Origin of the sequence: Streptomyces sp. NPDC048484, from assembly GCF_040651415.1 — a bacterium.
In the GTDB taxonomy this organism is placed as follows: Bacteria; Actinomycetota; Actinomycetes; order Streptomycetales; family Streptomycetaceae; genus Streptomyces.
Genome location: NZ_JBEZJY010000018.1, coordinates 166,090 through 181,660, shown reverse-complemented (window position 1 = coordinate 181,660; position 15,571 = coordinate 166,090). Strand labels below are relative to the sequence as shown.

14 protein-coding genes are annotated in these 15,571 nt (G+C 69.5%); 6 read left to right on the top strand and 8 right to left on the bottom strand.

The window, feature by feature from the left end; all coding sequences use genetic code 11:
• The 5 genes from AB0D14_RS20070 to AB0D14_RS20050 all read left to right on the top strand — a co-directional run.
• Window positions 1–1,002 (top strand): GTP-binding protein (locus tag AB0D14_RS20070; protein ID WP_362780738.1); only part of this gene is annotated, 1,002 nt, incomplete at its 5' end.
• Between the two features lie 232 nt (window positions 1,003–1,234).
• Complete coding sequence (locus AB0D14_RS20065; protein WP_362780735.1) at window positions 1,235–2,338, top strand: aliphatic sulfonate ABC transporter substrate-binding protein; 1,104 nt, start codon at window positions 1,235–1,237, stop codon at window positions 2,336–2,338.
• 89 nt (window positions 2,339–2,427) lie between these two features.
• The gene (locus AB0D14_RS20060; protein WP_362780732.1) at window positions 2,428–3,222 is read left to right on the top strand and encodes an ABC transporter ATP-binding protein; all 795 of its coding nucleotides are present in this window, start codon (window positions 2,428–2,430) and stop codon (window positions 3,220–3,222) included.
• The gene (locus tag AB0D14_RS20055) at window positions 3,209–4,147 is read left to right on the top strand and encodes an ABC transporter permease (protein ID WP_362780729.1); all 939 of its coding nucleotides are present in this window, start codon (window positions 3,209–3,211) and stop codon (window positions 4,145–4,147) included. Before AB0D14_RS20060 ends, AB0D14_RS20055 begins: the two co-directional genes overlap by 14 nt.
• Before the next feature lie 17 nt (window positions 4,148–4,164).
• Window positions 4,165–4,911: a sirohydrochlorin chelatase gene (locus tag AB0D14_RS20050; RefSeq protein WP_362780728.1), complete on the top strand. Its 747-nt coding sequence runs from the start codon at window positions 4,165–4,167 to the stop codon at window positions 4,909–4,911.
• Here the strand turns inward: AB0D14_RS20050 and AB0D14_RS20045 are convergent.
• The 3 genes from AB0D14_RS20045 to AB0D14_RS20035 all read right to left on the bottom strand — a co-directional run bounded on the left by AB0D14_RS20045 (window position 4,863) and on the right by AB0D14_RS20035 (window position 7,002).
• On the bottom strand, window positions 4,863–5,963 hold the full coding sequence (locus AB0D14_RS20045) for a 2-dehydropantoate 2-reductase N-terminal domain-containing protein (protein WP_362780726.1): 1,101 nt from the start codon (window positions 5,961–5,963) through the stop codon (window positions 4,863–4,865). The genes AB0D14_RS20050 and AB0D14_RS20045 overlap by 49 nt on opposite strands.
• 66 nt (window positions 5,964–6,029) lie before the next feature.
• Window positions 6,030–6,416, bottom strand: a complete 387-nt coding sequence (locus AB0D14_RS20040; protein ID WP_362780723.1) for a DUF4440 domain-containing protein — start codon at window positions 6,414–6,416, stop codon at window positions 6,030–6,032.
• The gene (locus AB0D14_RS20035; protein WP_362780721.1) at window positions 6,409–7,002 is read right to left on the bottom strand and encodes a DUF1697 domain-containing protein; all 594 of its coding nucleotides are present in this window, start codon (window positions 7,000–7,002) and stop codon (window positions 6,409–6,411) included. Before AB0D14_RS20035 ends, AB0D14_RS20040 begins: the two co-directional genes overlap by 8 nt.
• Before the next feature lie 298 nt (window positions 7,003–7,300).
• Here AB0D14_RS20035 and AB0D14_RS20030 point away from each other — a divergent pair, with 298 nt between their 5' ends.
• Window positions 7,301–9,565 carry an MMPL family transporter gene (locus AB0D14_RS20030; protein ID WP_362780720.1) on the top strand — a complete coding sequence of 755 codons (2,265 nt, stop codon included), beginning with the start codon at window positions 7,301–7,303 and terminating at the stop codon, window positions 9,563–9,565.
• A 101-nt stretch (window positions 9,566–9,666) separates the two neighbouring features.
• Here the strand turns inward: AB0D14_RS20030 and AB0D14_RS20025 are convergent, their stop codons facing one another.
• The 5 genes from AB0D14_RS20025 to AB0D14_RS20005 form a co-directional block, all read right to left on the bottom strand.
• A complete protein-coding gene (locus tag AB0D14_RS20025) occupies window positions 9,667–10,842 on the bottom strand; it encodes a CDP-alcohol phosphatidyltransferase family protein (RefSeq protein ID WP_362780717.1) in 1,176 nt (391 codons plus the stop codon).
• Window positions 10,843–11,102: 260 nt separating this feature from the next.
• Window positions 11,103–12,326, bottom strand: a complete 1,224-nt coding sequence (gene mgt / locus AB0D14_RS20020; protein ID WP_362780715.1) for a macrolide-inactivating glycosyltransferase — start codon at window positions 12,324–12,326, stop codon at window positions 11,103–11,105.
• A gap of 135 nt (window positions 12,327–12,461) precedes the next feature.
• The gene (locus AB0D14_RS20015) at window positions 12,462–13,754 is read right to left on the bottom strand and encodes an extracellular solute-binding protein (RefSeq protein WP_362780712.1); all 1,293 of its coding nucleotides are present in this window, start codon (window positions 13,752–13,754) and stop codon (window positions 12,462–12,464) included.
• 5 nt (window positions 13,755–13,759) lie between these two features.
• Entirely contained in the window at window positions 13,760–14,593 is an 834-nt protein-coding gene (locus AB0D14_RS20010) for a carbohydrate ABC transporter permease (protein WP_362780710.1), read from the bottom strand.
• Window positions 14,590–15,525, bottom strand: coding sequence for a sugar ABC transporter permease (locus AB0D14_RS20005; protein WP_362780708.1), 936 nt, complete (start codon window positions 15,523–15,525; stop codon window positions 14,590–14,592). Before AB0D14_RS20005 ends, AB0D14_RS20010 begins: the two co-directional genes overlap by 4 nt.
• Window positions 15,526–15,571 lie beyond the last annotated feature (46 nt).

Sequence of the window (15,571 nt, the reverse complement as noted above, 5' to 3'; positions counted from 1 at the left end):
GGGGCGTCCACCGCCGAACTGACAGTGGTCCTGGTCGACGCCCGCAACGGCGTCGTCGAACAGACCCGCCGCCACGCCGCCATCGCCGCCCTCCTGCGCGTCCCACACGTCGTACTCGCCGTCAACAAAATGGACCTCGTCGACTACCAGGAACCCGTCTTCGCCGCGATCGCCGAGGAGTTCACGGCATACGCCTCCGAACTGGGCGTTCCCGAGATCACCGCGATCCCCATCTCCGCGCTCGCCGGGGACAACGTGGTGGACCCGTCCGCGAACATGGACTGGTACGGCGGGCCCACCTTCCTGGAGCACCTGGAGACCCTGCCGGTCAGCCACGACCTCGCGACCTGCCACGCACGTCTGCCCGTGCAGTACGTGATCCGTCCGCAGACCGCCGAGTACCCGGACTACCGCGGGTACGCCGGTCAGATCGCGGCCGGCGCGTTCCGTGTGGGTGAGCCGGTCACCGTGCTGCCCTCCGGGCGTACGTCGCGGATCGCCGGGATCGACCTGCTGGGCGAGTCGGTCGACCTGGCCTGGACGACGCAGTCGGTGACGGTCCTCCTGGAGGACGACATCGACGTCTCGCGCGGCGACCTGATCGTGCCGACCCAGGACGCGCCCGCCACCACGCAGGACATCGAGGCGACGGTCTGCCACGTCGCCGACGCGCCGCTGACCATCGGCCACCGTGTGCTGCTCAAGCACGGCACCCGGACGGTCAAGGCGGTCGTCAAGGACATCCCGTCGCGGCTGACCCTCGCCGACCTGTCCCTTCACCCGCACCCGGGCCACCTGGTCGCCAACGACATCGGCCGCGTCAAGATCCGTACCGCCGAGCCGCTGCCGGTGGACTCGTACGCCGACTCCCGGCGCACCGGCTCGTTCATCCTGATCGACCCCTCCGACGGCACCACGCTCACCGCGGGCATGGTCGGCGAGTCCTTCGCCTCGCCGGAGCCGGTCAAGGCCGACGCGGACGACGACGGGTGGGACTTCTGACCATGAACACCACCGACTTCTACTCCACGTTCGCGAAGGAGGGCGGCCGCGTCGGCAGCGGCGCCCTCGGCGCCGGGCAGGGCGGAGTCGCGCGATGTGCGTGCTGACGTACGCGCACTGCCTGCGCGCCCCCTCCCCCCGCCCGCCGTCGTGGATACGGCGAAGATCTGCCGACCTCCCGGCCACGGCCTGAAGAACCGTGACAGCCGGGCCGACGAGAGGAACCCCTCCCGTGCCTGCCAAGGGCTCCACACTGCTTCGCCGCGGCATCGCCGTCGCCGCCGCGCTTCCCCTCCTCACCCTCGCCGCCTGCGGCTACGGTTCCGAGAAGGACGAGGACACCTCGAAGGTCGCCGCCGAGGGCAAGAAGCTCTCCGCCGACACCGTCCGGATCGGCTACTTCCCGAACCTGACGCACGCCACCGCACTCGTGGGTGACCAGGAAGGGCTGTTGCAGAAGGAGCTCGGGGGCACGAAGGCCTCGTACTCCCAGTTCAACGCGGGTCCGTCCGAGATCGAGGCGCTGAACTCCGGGTCGATCGACATCGGCTGGATCGGCCCCTCCCCCGCCATCAACGGCTACAGCACGACCGACGGCAAGGGCCTGCGGATCATCGGCGGTTCGGCGTCCGGCGGTGTGAAGCTGGTGGTGAACCCCGCGAAGATCAAGTCCGTGAAGGACGTCAAGGGCAAGAAGATCGCGACCCCGCAGCTGGGCAACACGCAGGACGTGGCGTTCCTCAACTGGATCAGCGAGCAGGGCTGGAAGGTCGACGCGCAGAGCGGCAAGGGCGACGTCTCCGTGGTCCGCACGGACAACAAGATCACGCCGGACGCCTACAAGTCGGGCTCCGTCGACGGCGCGTGGGTGCCGGAGCCGACCGCGTCCAAGCTGGTCGCCGAGGGCGGCAAGGTGCTGCTCGACGAGGCCGACCTGTGGCCGGACAAGAAGTTCGTGATCACGAACATCATCGTGTCGCAGAAGTTCCTCAAGGAGCACCCGGACGTCGTCGAGGCCGTGCTGCGCGGCTCGGTGAAGACCAACGCGTGGATCGACGCCAACCCGGACAAGGCCAAGGCCGCCGCCAACACCAAGCTCAAGGCGCTGTCCGGCAAGGAGCTGCCCGCCGACGTCATCGACCCGGCGTGGAAGTCGATCCAGTTCACCGACGACCCGCTGGCCTCGACCCTGAACGCCGAGGCCGAGCACGCGGTGCAGGCCGGTCTGCTGGAGAAGCCGAAGCTCGACGGAATCTACGACCTCGCGCCGTTGAACAAGGTCCTGAAGGCCGAGGGCAGGAGCGCGGTCGACGACGCCGGTCTCGGCGTCAAGTAGGCCCGCACGCCCGCACGGCCAGAACACCCCGTACACCCCCTACACCCAGAACACCCAGAACGCCCACCAGCTCCCAGGAGGTGACGACCATGGCAACCGCCCTCGCCAAGACCGCCGACGCCGACGCCGGTACGTCGGTGGAGTACGCCGCCCGGATCGAGCACGTCTCGAAGTCCTTCGCCGGCCCCGCCGGGCAGCAGCTCGTTCTGGACGACATCACGCTCGATGTCGCGCCCGGCGAGTTCGTCACCCTCCTGGGAGCCTCCGGGTGTGGCAAGTCGACGCTGCTGAACCTGGTCGCCGGGCTCGACAAGCCGTCCGCGGGCGGCATCAGCACCGACGGCCGCCCGGCCCTGATGTTCCAGGAGCACGCCCTCTTCCCGTGGCTGACCGCGGGCAAGAACATCGAACTCGCCCTGAAACTGCGGGGCGTGCCCAAGGCGGACCGCCGCGACAAGGCGGAGGAGCTCCTGGAGCTCGTCCGGCTGAAGGGCGCTTACGGCAAGCGGGTGCACGAGCTGTCCGGTGGTATGCGCCAGCGGGTCGCACTGGCCCGCGCGCTCGCCCAGGACAGCCAACTGCTGCTGATGGACGAGCCGTTCGCGGCTCTCGACGCCATCACACGGGACGTGCTGCACGACGAACTGACCCGTATCTGGCGCGAGACGAGCGTGTCGGTGCTGTTCGTGACGCACAACGTGCGCGAGGCGGTGCGGCTCGCCGAGCGCGTGGTGCTGCTGTCCTCGCGCCCGGGGCGGATCGCTCGGGAGTGGACGGTCGACATTCCGCAGCCGCGCCGCATCGAGGACTCCGCCGTGGCGGAACTGTCCGTAGAGATCACCGAACAACTGCGTGGGGAGATCCGCCGTCATGGCCAGCACTGAGACGAGCGCCGTCAAGGGCGGCGGCGTCAAGGACGAGGGCACCAAGGGCGCGGGCGCCAAGGACGGCGGCGATCTCGCCGGACTCGAAGCGGGCCTCGACGCGCTGGAGACCAAGGCCCACACCGGGCGTGCCTCGTTCCGGAAGACCTTCGTGGAGAAGATCTTTCCCCCGATGGTCGCCGTGGCACTGGTCCTGGTGGTCTGGCAGGTCCTGGTGTGGGCGGAGGTCACCGACAGCTACAAGCTGCCGGCGCCGTCCGCGGTCTGGGACGAGGTCCAGGAGGCCTGGCTTGAGGGGACGCTCCTCGAATACATCTGGACGAGCGTCTCCCGCGGCCTGCTGGGCTTTCTGATGGCGCTCGCGATCGGCACGCCGCTGGGCCTGCTGGTGGCGCGGGTGAAGTTCGTCCGCGCGGCGATCGGCCCGATCCTGTCCGGACTGCAGTCGTTGCCGTCGGTGGCGTGGGTGCCGCCGGCTGTCCTGTGGCTCGGCCTCAACGACTCGATGATGTACGCGGTGATCCTGCTCGGCGCGGTCCCCTCGATCGCCAACGGGCTCGTCTCCGGTGTCGACCAGGTGCCGCCGCTGTTCCTGCGGGCGGGCCGCACGATGGGCGCGACGGGCCTGCGCGGTACCTGGCACATCGTCGTGCCGGCCGCACTGCCCGGCTATCTCGCGGGTCTGAAGCAGGGCTGGGCGTTCTCCTGGCGTTCGCTGATGGCCGCCGAGATCATCGCGTCCTCGCCCGACCTGGGCGTCGGCCTCGGCCAGCTGCTGGAGAACGGCCGTACGGCGAACAGCATGCCCATGGTGTTCCTCGCCATCCTCCTCATCCTGATCGTCGGTATCGCCATCGACCTGCTGATCTTCAGCCCGCTGGAGCGGTACGTCCTGCGCAGCCGCGGTCTCCTCGTGAAGAGCTGAGTGAAGAGCTGACCTCCATGCCAGAACCGGTACTCCTCGTCATCGCCCACGGCAGCCGCGACCCGCGTCATGCCGCGACCGTGCACGCCCTGGTGCGCCGGGTGCGGGCGCGGCGGCCCGGGCTGCGCGTGGAGACCGGCTTCCTGGACTTCACCATCCCGTCCGTCAGCGGCGTGCTGGAGTCGCTGGCGGCGGAGGGCGTACGGGACGTGGTGGCGCTTCCGCTGCTGCTGACCCGCGCCTTCCACGCCAAGTCGGACATCCCGGCGGTGCTGAACGAGGCACCCGCGCGGCTGCGGATCCGGCAGGCCGAAGTGCTCGGCCCGTCGCCGCTGCTGACGGCCGCGCTCGAACGGCGCCTGTACGAGGCGGGGCTGTCCCCCGCCGACAAGTCCTCGACCGGGGTCGTGCTGGCCTCGGCGGGGTCCACGGACCCGGAGGCGATCGCAGTGATCGCAGAAATCGCGCGGGAGTGGCGGCGTGCCGGTTGGTGCGCCGTGCGGCCTGCGTTCGCCTCCGCATCACTTCCTCGCACGGATGACGCGGTGCGGGAGCTGCGCGCCCTCGGGTGCGCGCAGGTGGCTGTCGCCCCGTACGTCCTGGCGCCCGGCTTCCTGCCCGACCGGATCGCGCGCGGGGCGGCCGACGCGGACGCGGATGTCCTCGCGGACGTGCTCGGCACGGCGCCGGAGGTGGCACGGGTGCTGCTCTCCCGCTACGACGAGGCCCGCCTGCCCGCGCTGGCCGCGCCCCTCAGCGCCTGAGGCTCGCCCCGAACAGACGCGACAGCGTCGTCGGCCAGCCGGACCAGCTCGGCGACCGGCATCGAACCCGCCGCCCGCCGCTCCCGCGCGAAGTCGTTGGCGAGGTGTTGCAGCAGGTCGTTGAGGGGGGTCGGGACCCCGTGCAGGCGTCCCAGCAGGGCGATCTCCCCGTTCAGGTAGTCGGCCTCGATGGTGCCGGTGCCACGGCTCAGCGACTGCCAGGACGAGCCGCCGCCGCGCGCCGGGCCGCCCGGGCCGTCGGGGCGGCCCGAGCCGTCGAGCGGCACGAGGCGCATCTTGTCGGCGCGGGCCTCCTTCTGTTCCTCTTTCGAGGTGTACGGGATACCCGCGGCGGCGAGCACGGCCTCGCCCTCCGCACGTACGCGGCCGTGGAGCGCGATGGCCTCCTCCTCGCTGTCGATCACCCCGCTGACCGCCTCGATGGCGTTGACGAGGTTGGCGAGCAGCTTGGCGTACTGCCAGCGCGTCACATCGGCCACGACCGGCGCCTCGAAGCGGGACGCGGACAGATCGGCGGCGACGGCCCGCGCGGTGTCGTCCGTGCCGTGCGGGAAGCGCCCGAGGTGCAGGATGCCGGTGAGGGGCGTACCGGCCGCCGACACCACTCCCGGCTCGACGAAGGTGGCGGGCAGCCACACGCACATGCCGTACACCCGGCGGAAGCGGCGCAGGGCGAGCCGCTGGCTCTCCACTCCGTTCTGCGCGCAGACCAGGGGCAGCCGCTCGGCCGCCGTACCGCCGCCCGCCACGGGCACGGGACCCCATGCCTCCAGCGCCGCTGGACTGTCCTGCGTCTTGACCGCGAGCACGAGGACGTCCCCCGCACGCAGTTCGCCGAGCTCCCGCGGGCCGTCGACCGTGGGCAGCCGGTGGGTGCGTGGCCCGTCGGGTGTCACGAGTCGCAGTCCCCGCGCGCGCAGTGCCTCGTACTGCGCGCCGCGTGCGACGAGCACCACGTCGTGCCCCGCCTCGGCGAGGCGTCCGCCGACGGCCCCGCCCACGGCACCTGCTCCGATGATGATGTAGCGCATACGCCCGAGCCTGCCACAGTCCTGCCACGGCCGTGTCTACGGCCGTGTGTACGACCCATGGATGGTTCACACCTTGAACGGCGTCCCCTGATGGAAGTACAGCCGCCATCCGTCCTCCGTGCGGCGCCAGAGCGAACTCCGGTGAGCGTGACGGCCGTTGCTCTCCGTGTCGAAGGTGAGGTGGACGACGTCCGGTGCGAGCCGGACACCCCTCATCCGCGAGGCGGCGACCGGGGCCGCGTCCGGCTCGGTCGTCTCGGTCGTCTCGGTCAGCATCTCGATGATCGCCGCGCGGTCCCAGTGCCGGCCCGAGGCGCCGAACTCGTGGAACCCGGGGTGCAGCAGCGCGCCGACGAGTGCGGGTGAACGGCGGATCTCCGGGTCGAGCAGGCGCAGTTCGCCCTCGATGGCCGCCTCGACGGCCGCGTTGTCCTCGGTGTCGCCCTCAGCCACTGGTCAGCTCCACGAGTTTGACGACGGTGTTCCAGTTGCGCGTGGTGGCGATGAGCCCCTTCGTCAGCCGTGGCGCCGAAAGGCTTGCCGCCAGCTTGGAGCGGCCCAGTCCGTCGGGGGCGTAGAGATACAGCACGCGGTCGCCGAGGCGGAACTCCTCGGGCAGGAAGGCCTGTTGGTCGATCGACTCGAAGCGTTCGGGGCCGACCGGCACCGAGAAGTACGTGGCGTGCAGCTGCTTGGCCTCCAGTTCGGCGGCCGGGAACGGGCAGGCGTCGAGGACGGCCCGTAGATACGCGTGGTCGCGCACGAGCACGTCGACCGTGAAACCGAAGTGCTCGGCCAGCGCCCCCGACAGCTCCTCGGCGAGTGACTCCTCGTCGCCGTGGTCGCTGGAGAACACGGCGTTCCCACTCTGCAGATACGTTCCTACGCCCCCGTGGCCGAGCCCTTCCAGCAAGGTGCGCAGTGCGGCCATCGGCACCTTCCGGCTGCCGCCCACGTTGACCCCGCGCAGCAGCGCCGCGTACCTCGTCGCCCCCGCAGTCGTCCCTGCAGTTGTCCCCGCAGTCGTCCCCGTAGTCATCCGCACACCCTAAGGCGGCCGTCGTGCCCCGTGGGGGTGGGCACGACGGCCGCCGTCCCCGGCCGCCCCGCCACCGCAGGTTACCGACCGGTCAGCCTGTCCGCGACCCCCGAGGAGCAGGTTTACGTGTAAGGGGCGATCATCCTCCTCAGTGCTGAGAGCGCGGGGTCCGAGGGGAGGAGGGCGAAGGGCCGGACTTCAACAAGGAGCACGAGGAGAGCCCTTTATCCGCGTCATACCTTCATAACGGAAGGTGCGGACGACAGGTCGGCGCCAAGAACAAGGGGGAAAGCCCGTCATGGGGAACGGAGACACGCGAGTACGGGGCATAGCGGCCCGGGCCGGCGGCTGGAGCGCCCGGCATCGCTGGGCGGCCGTCGGGATCTGGGCGCTGTTCGTCGTTCTGGCGCTGGGACTCGGCTCGGCGGCGGGCACGGTCGAGCTCAAGGACAGCGAGCAGCTCGGGGGCGAGACGGGCCAGGCCGCGGCCATCGCGGAGAAGGCGGGGATCGAGGAGCCGGCCGGGGAGACCGTGCTCCTCCAGGGACGGGACGCGAGCCTCAAGGCGACCGACACCGACTTCCGCGCCGCCGTCGCCGCCGTCATCAAGGCGGTGGAGGGCACCGGCAAGGCGACCGATGTGACCTCCCCGTACGACACGAAGACGATCTCGAAGGACGGCCGCAGCGCGCTGGTGCAGTTCGACATGCGCGGCGACGCGGACACGGCGGGCGAGCGGGTGGAGCCCGTCCTGAAGGCCGTCGACAAGGTACAGAAGGACCACGAGGCGTTGCGGATCGAGGAGATCGGCGGCGCCAGCATGAACAAGACGTTCGACGACGCGTTCGGCGACGACTTCCAGCAGGCCGAGATCTCCGCCGTGCCCGTGGCCCTCGGCATCCTGCTGGTCGCGTTCGGCGCGCTGGTGGCGGCGCTGGTGCCGGTGCTCCTCGCGATCACCGCGATCATGGCCACGATGGGCCTGATGATGATCGTCAGTCATGTCCAGCCGATGGACGACACATCGAGTTCCGTGATGCTGCTCGTCGGCCTGGCGGTCGGCGTCGACTACTGCCTGTTCTATCTGCGGCGCGAACGCGAGGAACGCGCGGCGGGCCGGGACCCCGAGACCGCGCTGCGTATCGCCGCCGCGACCAGCGGCCGGGCCATCATCGTCTCCGGCGTCACGGTGTGCGTCGCGATGGCGGGCATGCTGTTCACCGGCATCGCCACCTTCAAGGCGATGGGCCTTGCCTCGCTGATGGTCGTGGCGGTCGCCATGGTCGGCTCGGTGACGGTGCTGCCCGCGGTCCTCTCGCTGCTCGGTACGCGGGTCGAGAAGGGCCGCATCCCGTTCCTGCACCCCGACAAGCGCGGTAAGAACAAGCGCGGTTCCGGCAACGACAGCCGCTTCTGGACGAGCGTGCTGCGCGTGGTGCTGGCCAAGCCGGCGGTCTCGCTGGTCGTCGCGGCGGGCGCACTGCTGGCCATCGCGGCCCCCGCGCTCGGCATGAAGACCCAGAACCTCACACTGGACCAGGAGTTCGGTGACTCCCTGCCGATCGTGGCGACGTACGAGCGCGTGAACGAGGCGTTCCCCGGCGGGTCCGACCCCGCCGAGATGATCGTCAAGGCCGACGACATCAACTCCGCCGAGGTGAAGTCCGCTCTCGCCGACTTCCGTGAGCAGGCGATCAGTTCGGGCGCCTCACGCGGCCCGGTCGACATAAAGGTGCACGACGCGCAGAACGTCGCCTTCGTGTACGTACCGCTGGTGGGCGGTTCGAACCTCGACAAGGCCGAGAAGAGCCTGGTGATCATCCGCGACGAGGTCCGCCCCGCGACGCTCGGCAAGGTCGACGGGGTCGAGGCCCCGGTGTCCGGTCAGGTGGCGGGCTCGAAGGACTTCAACGACCAGCTCGGCAGCGCGGTGGCCCCGGTCTTCGCCTTCGTCGTGGTCTTCGCCTTCCTGCTGATGCTCCTGTCGTTCCGCTCGCTGACGATCGCGATCACCTCGATCGTCCTCAACCTCCTCTCGGTCGGGGCGGCGTACGGCATCCTGGTCGCCGTCTTCCAGCACGGCTGGGGTGCGTCGCTGGTGGGCGCCGAGGGTGTGGGCGCCATCATCACCTGGCTGCCGCTGTTCCTCTTCGTGATCCTCTTCGGGCTCTCGATGGACTACCACGTGTTCGTGGTCTCGCGCATCCGCGAGGCGCGGATGCGGGGCCTGACGACACGGGATGCCATCCAGCACGGGGTGGTCACAACGGCCGGTGTCATCACCAGCGCCGCCGTCATCATGGTCGCCGTCTTCGGGATCTTCGGCACGCTCTCCATGCAGTCCATGAAGCAGATGGGTGTGGGCCTCGCGGCCGCGGTACTCATCGACGCGACGATCATCCGCGGTGTGCTGCTCCCGGCGGTCATGGCCATGCTCGGCGAACGCAACTGGTACTTCCCGAAGTGGCTGCACCGCCTGCCGGACCTCAGCCACGACGAGTCGCCCGAAGCGTCGGTGACGCCTCCGCCTCCGGCGGTCGAGGGAGAGAAGGTCGGCGTCTGACCGACTGACCGACTGAAGAGGTACGGAACGGCAGCGTGGCCGGGGCAAGTGCCCCGGCCACGCTGCCGTTCCGGTCGGTCGACGCCTCCGTCCGCGGTCGTTCAGACCGCGGCGGGCACCTCGTTGCGCTCCTGCCCGAGCTCGTTCTCGGGCTCGGACTCGGACTCGTGCTCCCGCTCAAAGGAGTCGATCGTGCGCGTGAAGTCGCGGGTGGAGAGCAACAGCTTGTAGATGATGGCGAGCTCGAAGACGAGAAGCAGGGATCCCGAGACGATGGTCGCCCCGATGACCGAGTCGAACAGCGGGCCGATGATGAAGACACCCATCTGGAACTCGATGCCGCTCACCAGGTGCGTCCGGATGCGGTGACGCAGGAAGAAGGACCGGGCGCGGAGATAGGCCGGGAAGCGGCCCCGGAACTCCTGGTGGAGGTCGATCACCCGGGTGCGGGGCCGGCCCTCGCCCGCCGTCTCGTCCTCCGTCTCGTCCTCGGCCTGTGCTTCCGCCTGCGCTTCTGTCTGTGCTTCCGCCTGTGCTACTGCCTGTCCTTGTGCCTGTGCTACTGCCTGTGCTTCTGCCGCGATCCCTTGCGGGACTTCGACGGTGGTTTGGAAACCCGGTTCGGAAACGGCTCCCGGCACCGTGGCCGTCTTCTCCGCCGCCTGACGGATGTCCTGCTCGATGTCCGCCTCGGGGTTGTTGCGCAGCAAGTCCTCCATGAAGGCGAGCTCAGCGGCGTTCTCCGCGCGACGAGCAGCCCGCACCCGCGACTTGATCTGCTTCCGCATGGTGTGGCGGATCTTGAAGATCTCCAGGCCGTTGATGTAACGCAGCGTGTCGAGGAAGACGACGACGGCGGCCAGCCAGATGTAGATCGTCTCGCCGGTGCGGTCGTACTGCCCGGCCATCAGCGCGACACCGCACACCGCCACCCGGATGCGGTCGAAGACGAAGTCCAGCCAGGCGCCGAAGACCGACCCCTGGCCGGTGAGGCGGGCCACCTTTCCGTCCATGCAGTCGAGGATGAAACTCAGGTGGTAGACGAACGCGCCGGCGATCAGCCACCGCCAGTCACCGAGCGCGAAGAACGCCGACGACACCAGACCGAGCAGGAACGCCCCCCAGGTGATCTGGTTCGGCGTGATCCGCGTGTACTTCGCGGTCAACCGCACCAGCGGGGTGGCGACCGGGTCCACGAGCAGTACGGTCCACCACGCGTCCCGCTTCTTCTCGGTGATGCGGCGCACCTCTGCGAGGGGCGGTATGTCACGGCGCATAGGTCAACTTCCCAAAAGTTCGAAACTCGTTCACCTCACGCTAAGAAGCCGTTCAGGAAAAGAACAAGAGGGGGCTCGTGCAACCTTCTGCGAGGGGTAACGGTCGTACCTGATAACCCAGTCCACGTCCTGATAGGACGGACCCCGCGTTATCTGAGCGTTATCGAATGACCGTCCTGTTATTCAAAGTGCGCCATGGCTTCACCAATCTCGCGCAACCGTGACCGGGGGAGATTCCGGGTTCGCCGACGGTCACCGGATCAGGCCTTTCGCGGCTCGCTCGCGCCCTTGAGGATCTCCGCCTCGATCAGATCCACGGCGCGGAAAGTTCCTCCCTCCGCCGCCATCTCCGACTGGATCCCCCTGAGCTTCCGCGCGACCTCCGGGTCGTCGGCGAGCGCGAGAACGGCCTCGCGCAGGGCGCCCGCGGTCGCCTCCTCCATCGGCAGGTGGCGGGCGACCCCGAGCGACTGGAGCACGTCCGCGTTGCCGAACTGGTCGACGGCCTGGGGTACGCAGACCATCGGCGTGGCGGTCGCCATGCCCTCCTGGCTGCCACCCGCTCCGGCGTGCGTGACGAAGGCGTCGGCCTGCTTGAGGATCGCCAGCTGCGGGACCCAGTCGTGGACTTCCACGTTCACCGGGATCTCGCCCAGTTCGGCCGGGTCGACGTGCTTGCCGATCTGGAGCACCAGGTGCCAGCCCGGCAGATCACCGAACGCCTGCACACAGGCGCGGTAGAAGGCGGGCTGCTTGGTGAAGGAGGACCCCAGCGACACGAGGACGACACGCTCGGCGCCGTCGGGCCGCCGCCACTCCCCCTGGGTGGCACGCTCACCCTGGCAGGCGCCGACGAACGTGTGCACGGACTCGTCGACCCGGTCGGCGTTCGGCTGGAGCGCCTTCGGGATGAGGACCAGGGAACGGGCGGGACGCCCGCCGAAGGAGTCGGGGTCCTGGGCAATCCCGTTCTCGTCCAGCCAGGCCTGGAAGCGGGCGAAGTACGCCTGCCCCCGCGCGGTCTTCTTCGGCTCCGCCCACATGGGCTCGCCGACCTCCTCCTCGTACCCGTCCCAGCCGACGAGGTTCGGTGAGAGGGAGACCGCCGGGACGCCCCAGCGATGGGCGAGGACGCGGGCCGGGTACGAGGTGATGTCGTGCAGTACGAGGTCCGGCTCGTCGCCCTCGTACGCCTCGATGAGCTGCGGGAGCGCCTGGATGGCGTCTTCGAGGAAAGGTTCCACGTTGTCCAGGAGGGTGCTCCCCCAGGCTTCGGGATCGTCGTCGGGCGACGGCAGGATCGATTTCCACAGCTTCGACTCGGCGCCCGTCTCCCTGACCTTGTCGGCGAAGACCGGCGGGATCGCGTACGTGACCCGGTGGCCGCGGGCGACGAGCTCCCGGATCACTTCGAGGCTCGGGTTCACATGCCCGTGGGCCGCGATGGAGAACATGGCGATGTGGGCGGGGCGTGAGGTAGTCATGATCGGACCTTAGGCGAGACGAGACGTCTCGTGCAAGGCAATTACCGCAACACCCGGTGGAGCCCCAGTCACTGCTCCGGACCCACCTCCCCGACGAGCGCACGCGACTCGCGACCGCGACCACGTACGCGACCGTCACCTCTGGTACCGGGCCAGCACCAGGTTCCCGTCCTCCACAAGCCGCCGACGCAACTCCCCCAACCCGAACGCCCCGCTGTAGTACTCCTGAAGCGCGGGAGTCGCCACCTTGTCCTTCCACTCCGCATACCCCCGCACGGTCTGCGCAGGCGCCGACCGCAGCCGCCCGGCGAGCGCGGTACCGGTCGCCCAGCCGTTCTCGGCGGTGCGCAGCGCCGGATCCCGCAGGGCCTCGGCACCGGTCGGCAGCATCCAGTCCCCCAGGGCGAGCCGCACCATGTTGGGCGGCCGGAGCAGGAAGTCGATGAACGCGGCGGCCTCCTTCTTGTGCGGACTGTCCTTGGCGACGGACAACGTCTGCGGACTCACCCCCTGAGTGAGCCCGTCCGCCCCGGCGGGCGCGGGCAGCACCTGCCAGCCGAAGCCCTTCGGCGCCTGCTGCACGATCTGCTGCCGGTAGGAGAACCCGAGCGGAACCATCGCGTACTTGCCGCCGAAGAAGCCGGGAAGGGTGTCCGAGCCGCCGCTGCCGAGCGTGGAACCCGACGCGCTGCCATCGGTGTTGACCTGGTCGTGGATGGTGCGCGGCACCACCGCGTCGGACTCGTCGAACCGGATCCGCACCTTGCCGTCGGCGCCGCGGTGGAACAGCTGTCCACCGGTCGAGAGCGACAGGTTGAGGGTGGCCGAGACGGGCTCCTTGAGCGGCCAGGCCACACCGTACTTCCCGTCCCCGCCGCTCAGTTCGTCGGTGATCCTCCTGAACTCGGCCCAGCTCCAGGGCTTCTCAGGCGTGGGGATGCGTACGCCGGACTCCTTGAGCCACTTGGCGTTGGCGATCAGGACGCGGGGTTCCTGGAGGAACGGCACGCCGTAGACGCCGTCCCCGAAGGTCGTCGTCTCCCAGCTCCGCCGCGGGATGTCGGCCGTGAGCCGCTCGGACAGCAGGCCGCGCAGATCCGCGAGGTACCCGCCGTACGCGAAGTCCGCCAGGTCGTCCGAGGCGTCGTGGATGATGTCCGGCGCCTCCCCGCCCTCGAAGGACGTGAGCAGCTGGTCGTGGACACTGTCCCAGGAGCCCTGTACGTACTCGACCTTGACGTCCGGATGCGCGGCGTTCCACTCCCGCACCAGTTCCTTGTTGACGTCGACGGACTCCTCCTGCCAGGCCAGGGACTGGAACCGGAGCGTGATCCGGCCGTCCTCGGAGCCGTCCCCGTCGCCGGAACAGCCGGAGCCCGCGGCGAGCAGCATGCCCGCGAACAGCACGGTGAGCCATCTCGTGCGCATACGCATCAGCTCTTCACCGCCCCGGCGAGCATTCCGCCCGTGATCCGTTTCTGAATGAGCGCGAAGACGACGAGCGACGGGATGGTCGCCAGGAACGCGGCCGCGGCGAGCGGGCCGAGGTCCGCCACGCCCTCGGCGCCGAGGAAGTGGGTGAGGACGACGGGCAAGGTCTGTTTCTCCGGGGTCTTGAGCAGCACCAGCGCGAAGAAGAACTCGTTCCACGCGCTGATGAACGCGAACAGTGCCGTGGCCACGATGCCCGGCGCGAGGAGCGGCGCGGTGATCGAGACCAGCGTCCGCACCTTGCCGGCGCCGTCCACCGCCGCGGCCTCCTCCATCTCGGCAGGGACCGCCCGTACGTACCCCACCAGCATCCACAGCGCGAACGGCAGTGCCCACACCACGTAGACCATGATCAGACCGGCTACGGAGTCGATCAGCCGCAGGTTCTTCAGGACCAGGAACAGCGGAATGATCACCAGTACGAACGGGAACGCCTGGCTGACCACCACCCAGCCGGTCGCCGCCTTCGCGAGCCGGGTGCGGTGCCGGGCCATGACGTACGCCAACGGGGTGGCGATCAGTACGGCGATCACCGCCGCGCCGAGCGCCGCGACCAGGGAGTTCAGCGCCGCGTCCAGCAGCGGCTGTTCGTCGAAGGCCTGCCGGAAGTTGTCGAGGGTCGGGTTCCGGGGGAGCCAGGTCGGATGGAGGCTGCCCAGCTCGCGCGGCGGTTTGAAGGCCGTGGAGATCAGCCACAGGAACGGGAAGGCGAGGAAGACCAGATACGCGAGAAGGGCCGCGTACTGGCCCGTGCGGGCCCCTTTGCTCGTCCTCATGCGTCCGCGCCTCCCCTCAGCCGGCCGACCAGGTGGAAGGCGAGGATCACCGAGATCACCGCGACCATCACGCATCCCATCGCCGCCGCGTAGCCGAACTGCCCGTAGCGGAAGGCCTCTTCGTAGGCGAACAGCATCGGCAGCCGGGTACGGCCGCCGGGGCCGCCGTTGGTCAGCACGTAGACCAGGGCGAACGAGTTGAAGTTCCAGATGAAGTTGAGCGCGGTGACGGCGAGCGCGACCGGCTTCAGGGCGGGCCAGGTGACCGTGCGGAAGCGCCGCCAGGCGCCGGCGCCGTCCATGGCGGCCGCCTCGTGCAGTTCGCGCGGGGTGTTCTGCAGTCCGGCGAGCAGGGCGACCGTCGTCTGGGGCATGCCCGCCCAGACACCGACGACGATCACCGCGGGCAGCGCGGTCGCGAGGCCCGAGAGCCAGTCCCGCCCGTCGCCCAGACCCAGGTCGCGGATCGTCTCGTTGAGGATGCCCGCGTCCGGGTTGTAGACGAGCCGCCACATGATGCCGACCACCACCTCGGGCATCGCCCACGGGATGATCGCGAGCGCCCGCGCCAGCCAGCGCAGCCGCAACTCCTCGTTGAGCAGCAGGGCGAGCCCCAGTGCGAGCAGGAACTGCGGGACGGTCACGCCCACCGCCCACAGCAGGCCGATCCGGAACGAGTCCCAGAACAGTGTGTCGTGCAGCAGATCCTGGAAATTGAGGGTGCCGATCCACTGCGTGGGCTCGGTCCGGCCCGACTGCGAGTCGGTGAACGCCAGGGCGATGCCGTAGAGGAGCGGGCCGACGCTGAGGACCAGGATCGGAATGAGCGCGGGCAGCACCAGGAACCAGGCGCCGTGGTCGACGGGGCGGCCCGGCCCGCCGCCCTTCGACGTGGGCTTCGTTGACCGCTTCCTCACGGTCGCCAATGTCACGGATTCGGCTCCTCTGAGCAGTTTGTGTCAGTCTGGCCGTCCCGGT

Bases quoted from the DNA above. Each gene is read 5' to 3' on its own strand.
- AB0D14_RS20030 (WP_362780720.1), top strand. From the start codon at position 7,301: ATGGGGAACGGAGACACGCGAGTACGGGGCATAGCGGCCCGGGCCGGC.
- AB0D14_RS20055 (WP_362780729.1), top strand. From the start codon at position 3,209: ATGGCCAGCACTGAGACGAGCGCCGTCAAGGGCGGCGGCGTCAAGGAC.
- AB0D14_RS20015 (WP_362780712.1), bottom strand. From the start codon at position 13,754: ATGCGCACGAGATGGCTCACCGTGCTGTTCGCGGGCATGCTGCTCGCC.
- AB0D14_RS20045 (WP_362780726.1), bottom strand. From the start codon at position 5,963: ATGCGCTACATCATCATCGGAGCAGGTGCCGTGGGCGGGGCCGTCGGC.
- AB0D14_RS20060 (WP_362780732.1), top strand. From the start codon at position 2,428: ATGGCAACCGCCCTCGCCAAGACCGCCGACGCCGACGCCGGTACGTCG.
- mgt (WP_362780715.1), bottom strand. From the start codon at position 12,326: ATGACTACCTCACGCCCCGCCCACATCGCCATGTTCTCCATCGCGGCC.
- AB0D14_RS20035 (WP_362780721.1), bottom strand. From the start codon at position 7,002: ATGACTACGGGGACGACTGCGGGGACAACTGCAGGGACGACTGCGGGG.
- AB0D14_RS20010 (WP_362780710.1), bottom strand. From the start codon at position 14,593: ATGAGGACGAGCAAAGGGGCCCGCACGGGCCAGTACGCGGCCCTTCTC.
- AB0D14_RS20025 (WP_362780717.1), bottom strand. From the start codon at position 10,842: ATGCGCCGTGACATACCGCCCCTCGCAGAGGTGCGCCGCATCACCGAG.
- AB0D14_RS20050 (WP_362780728.1), top strand. From the start codon at position 4,165: ATGCCAGAACCGGTACTCCTCGTCATCGCCCACGGCAGCCGCGACCCG.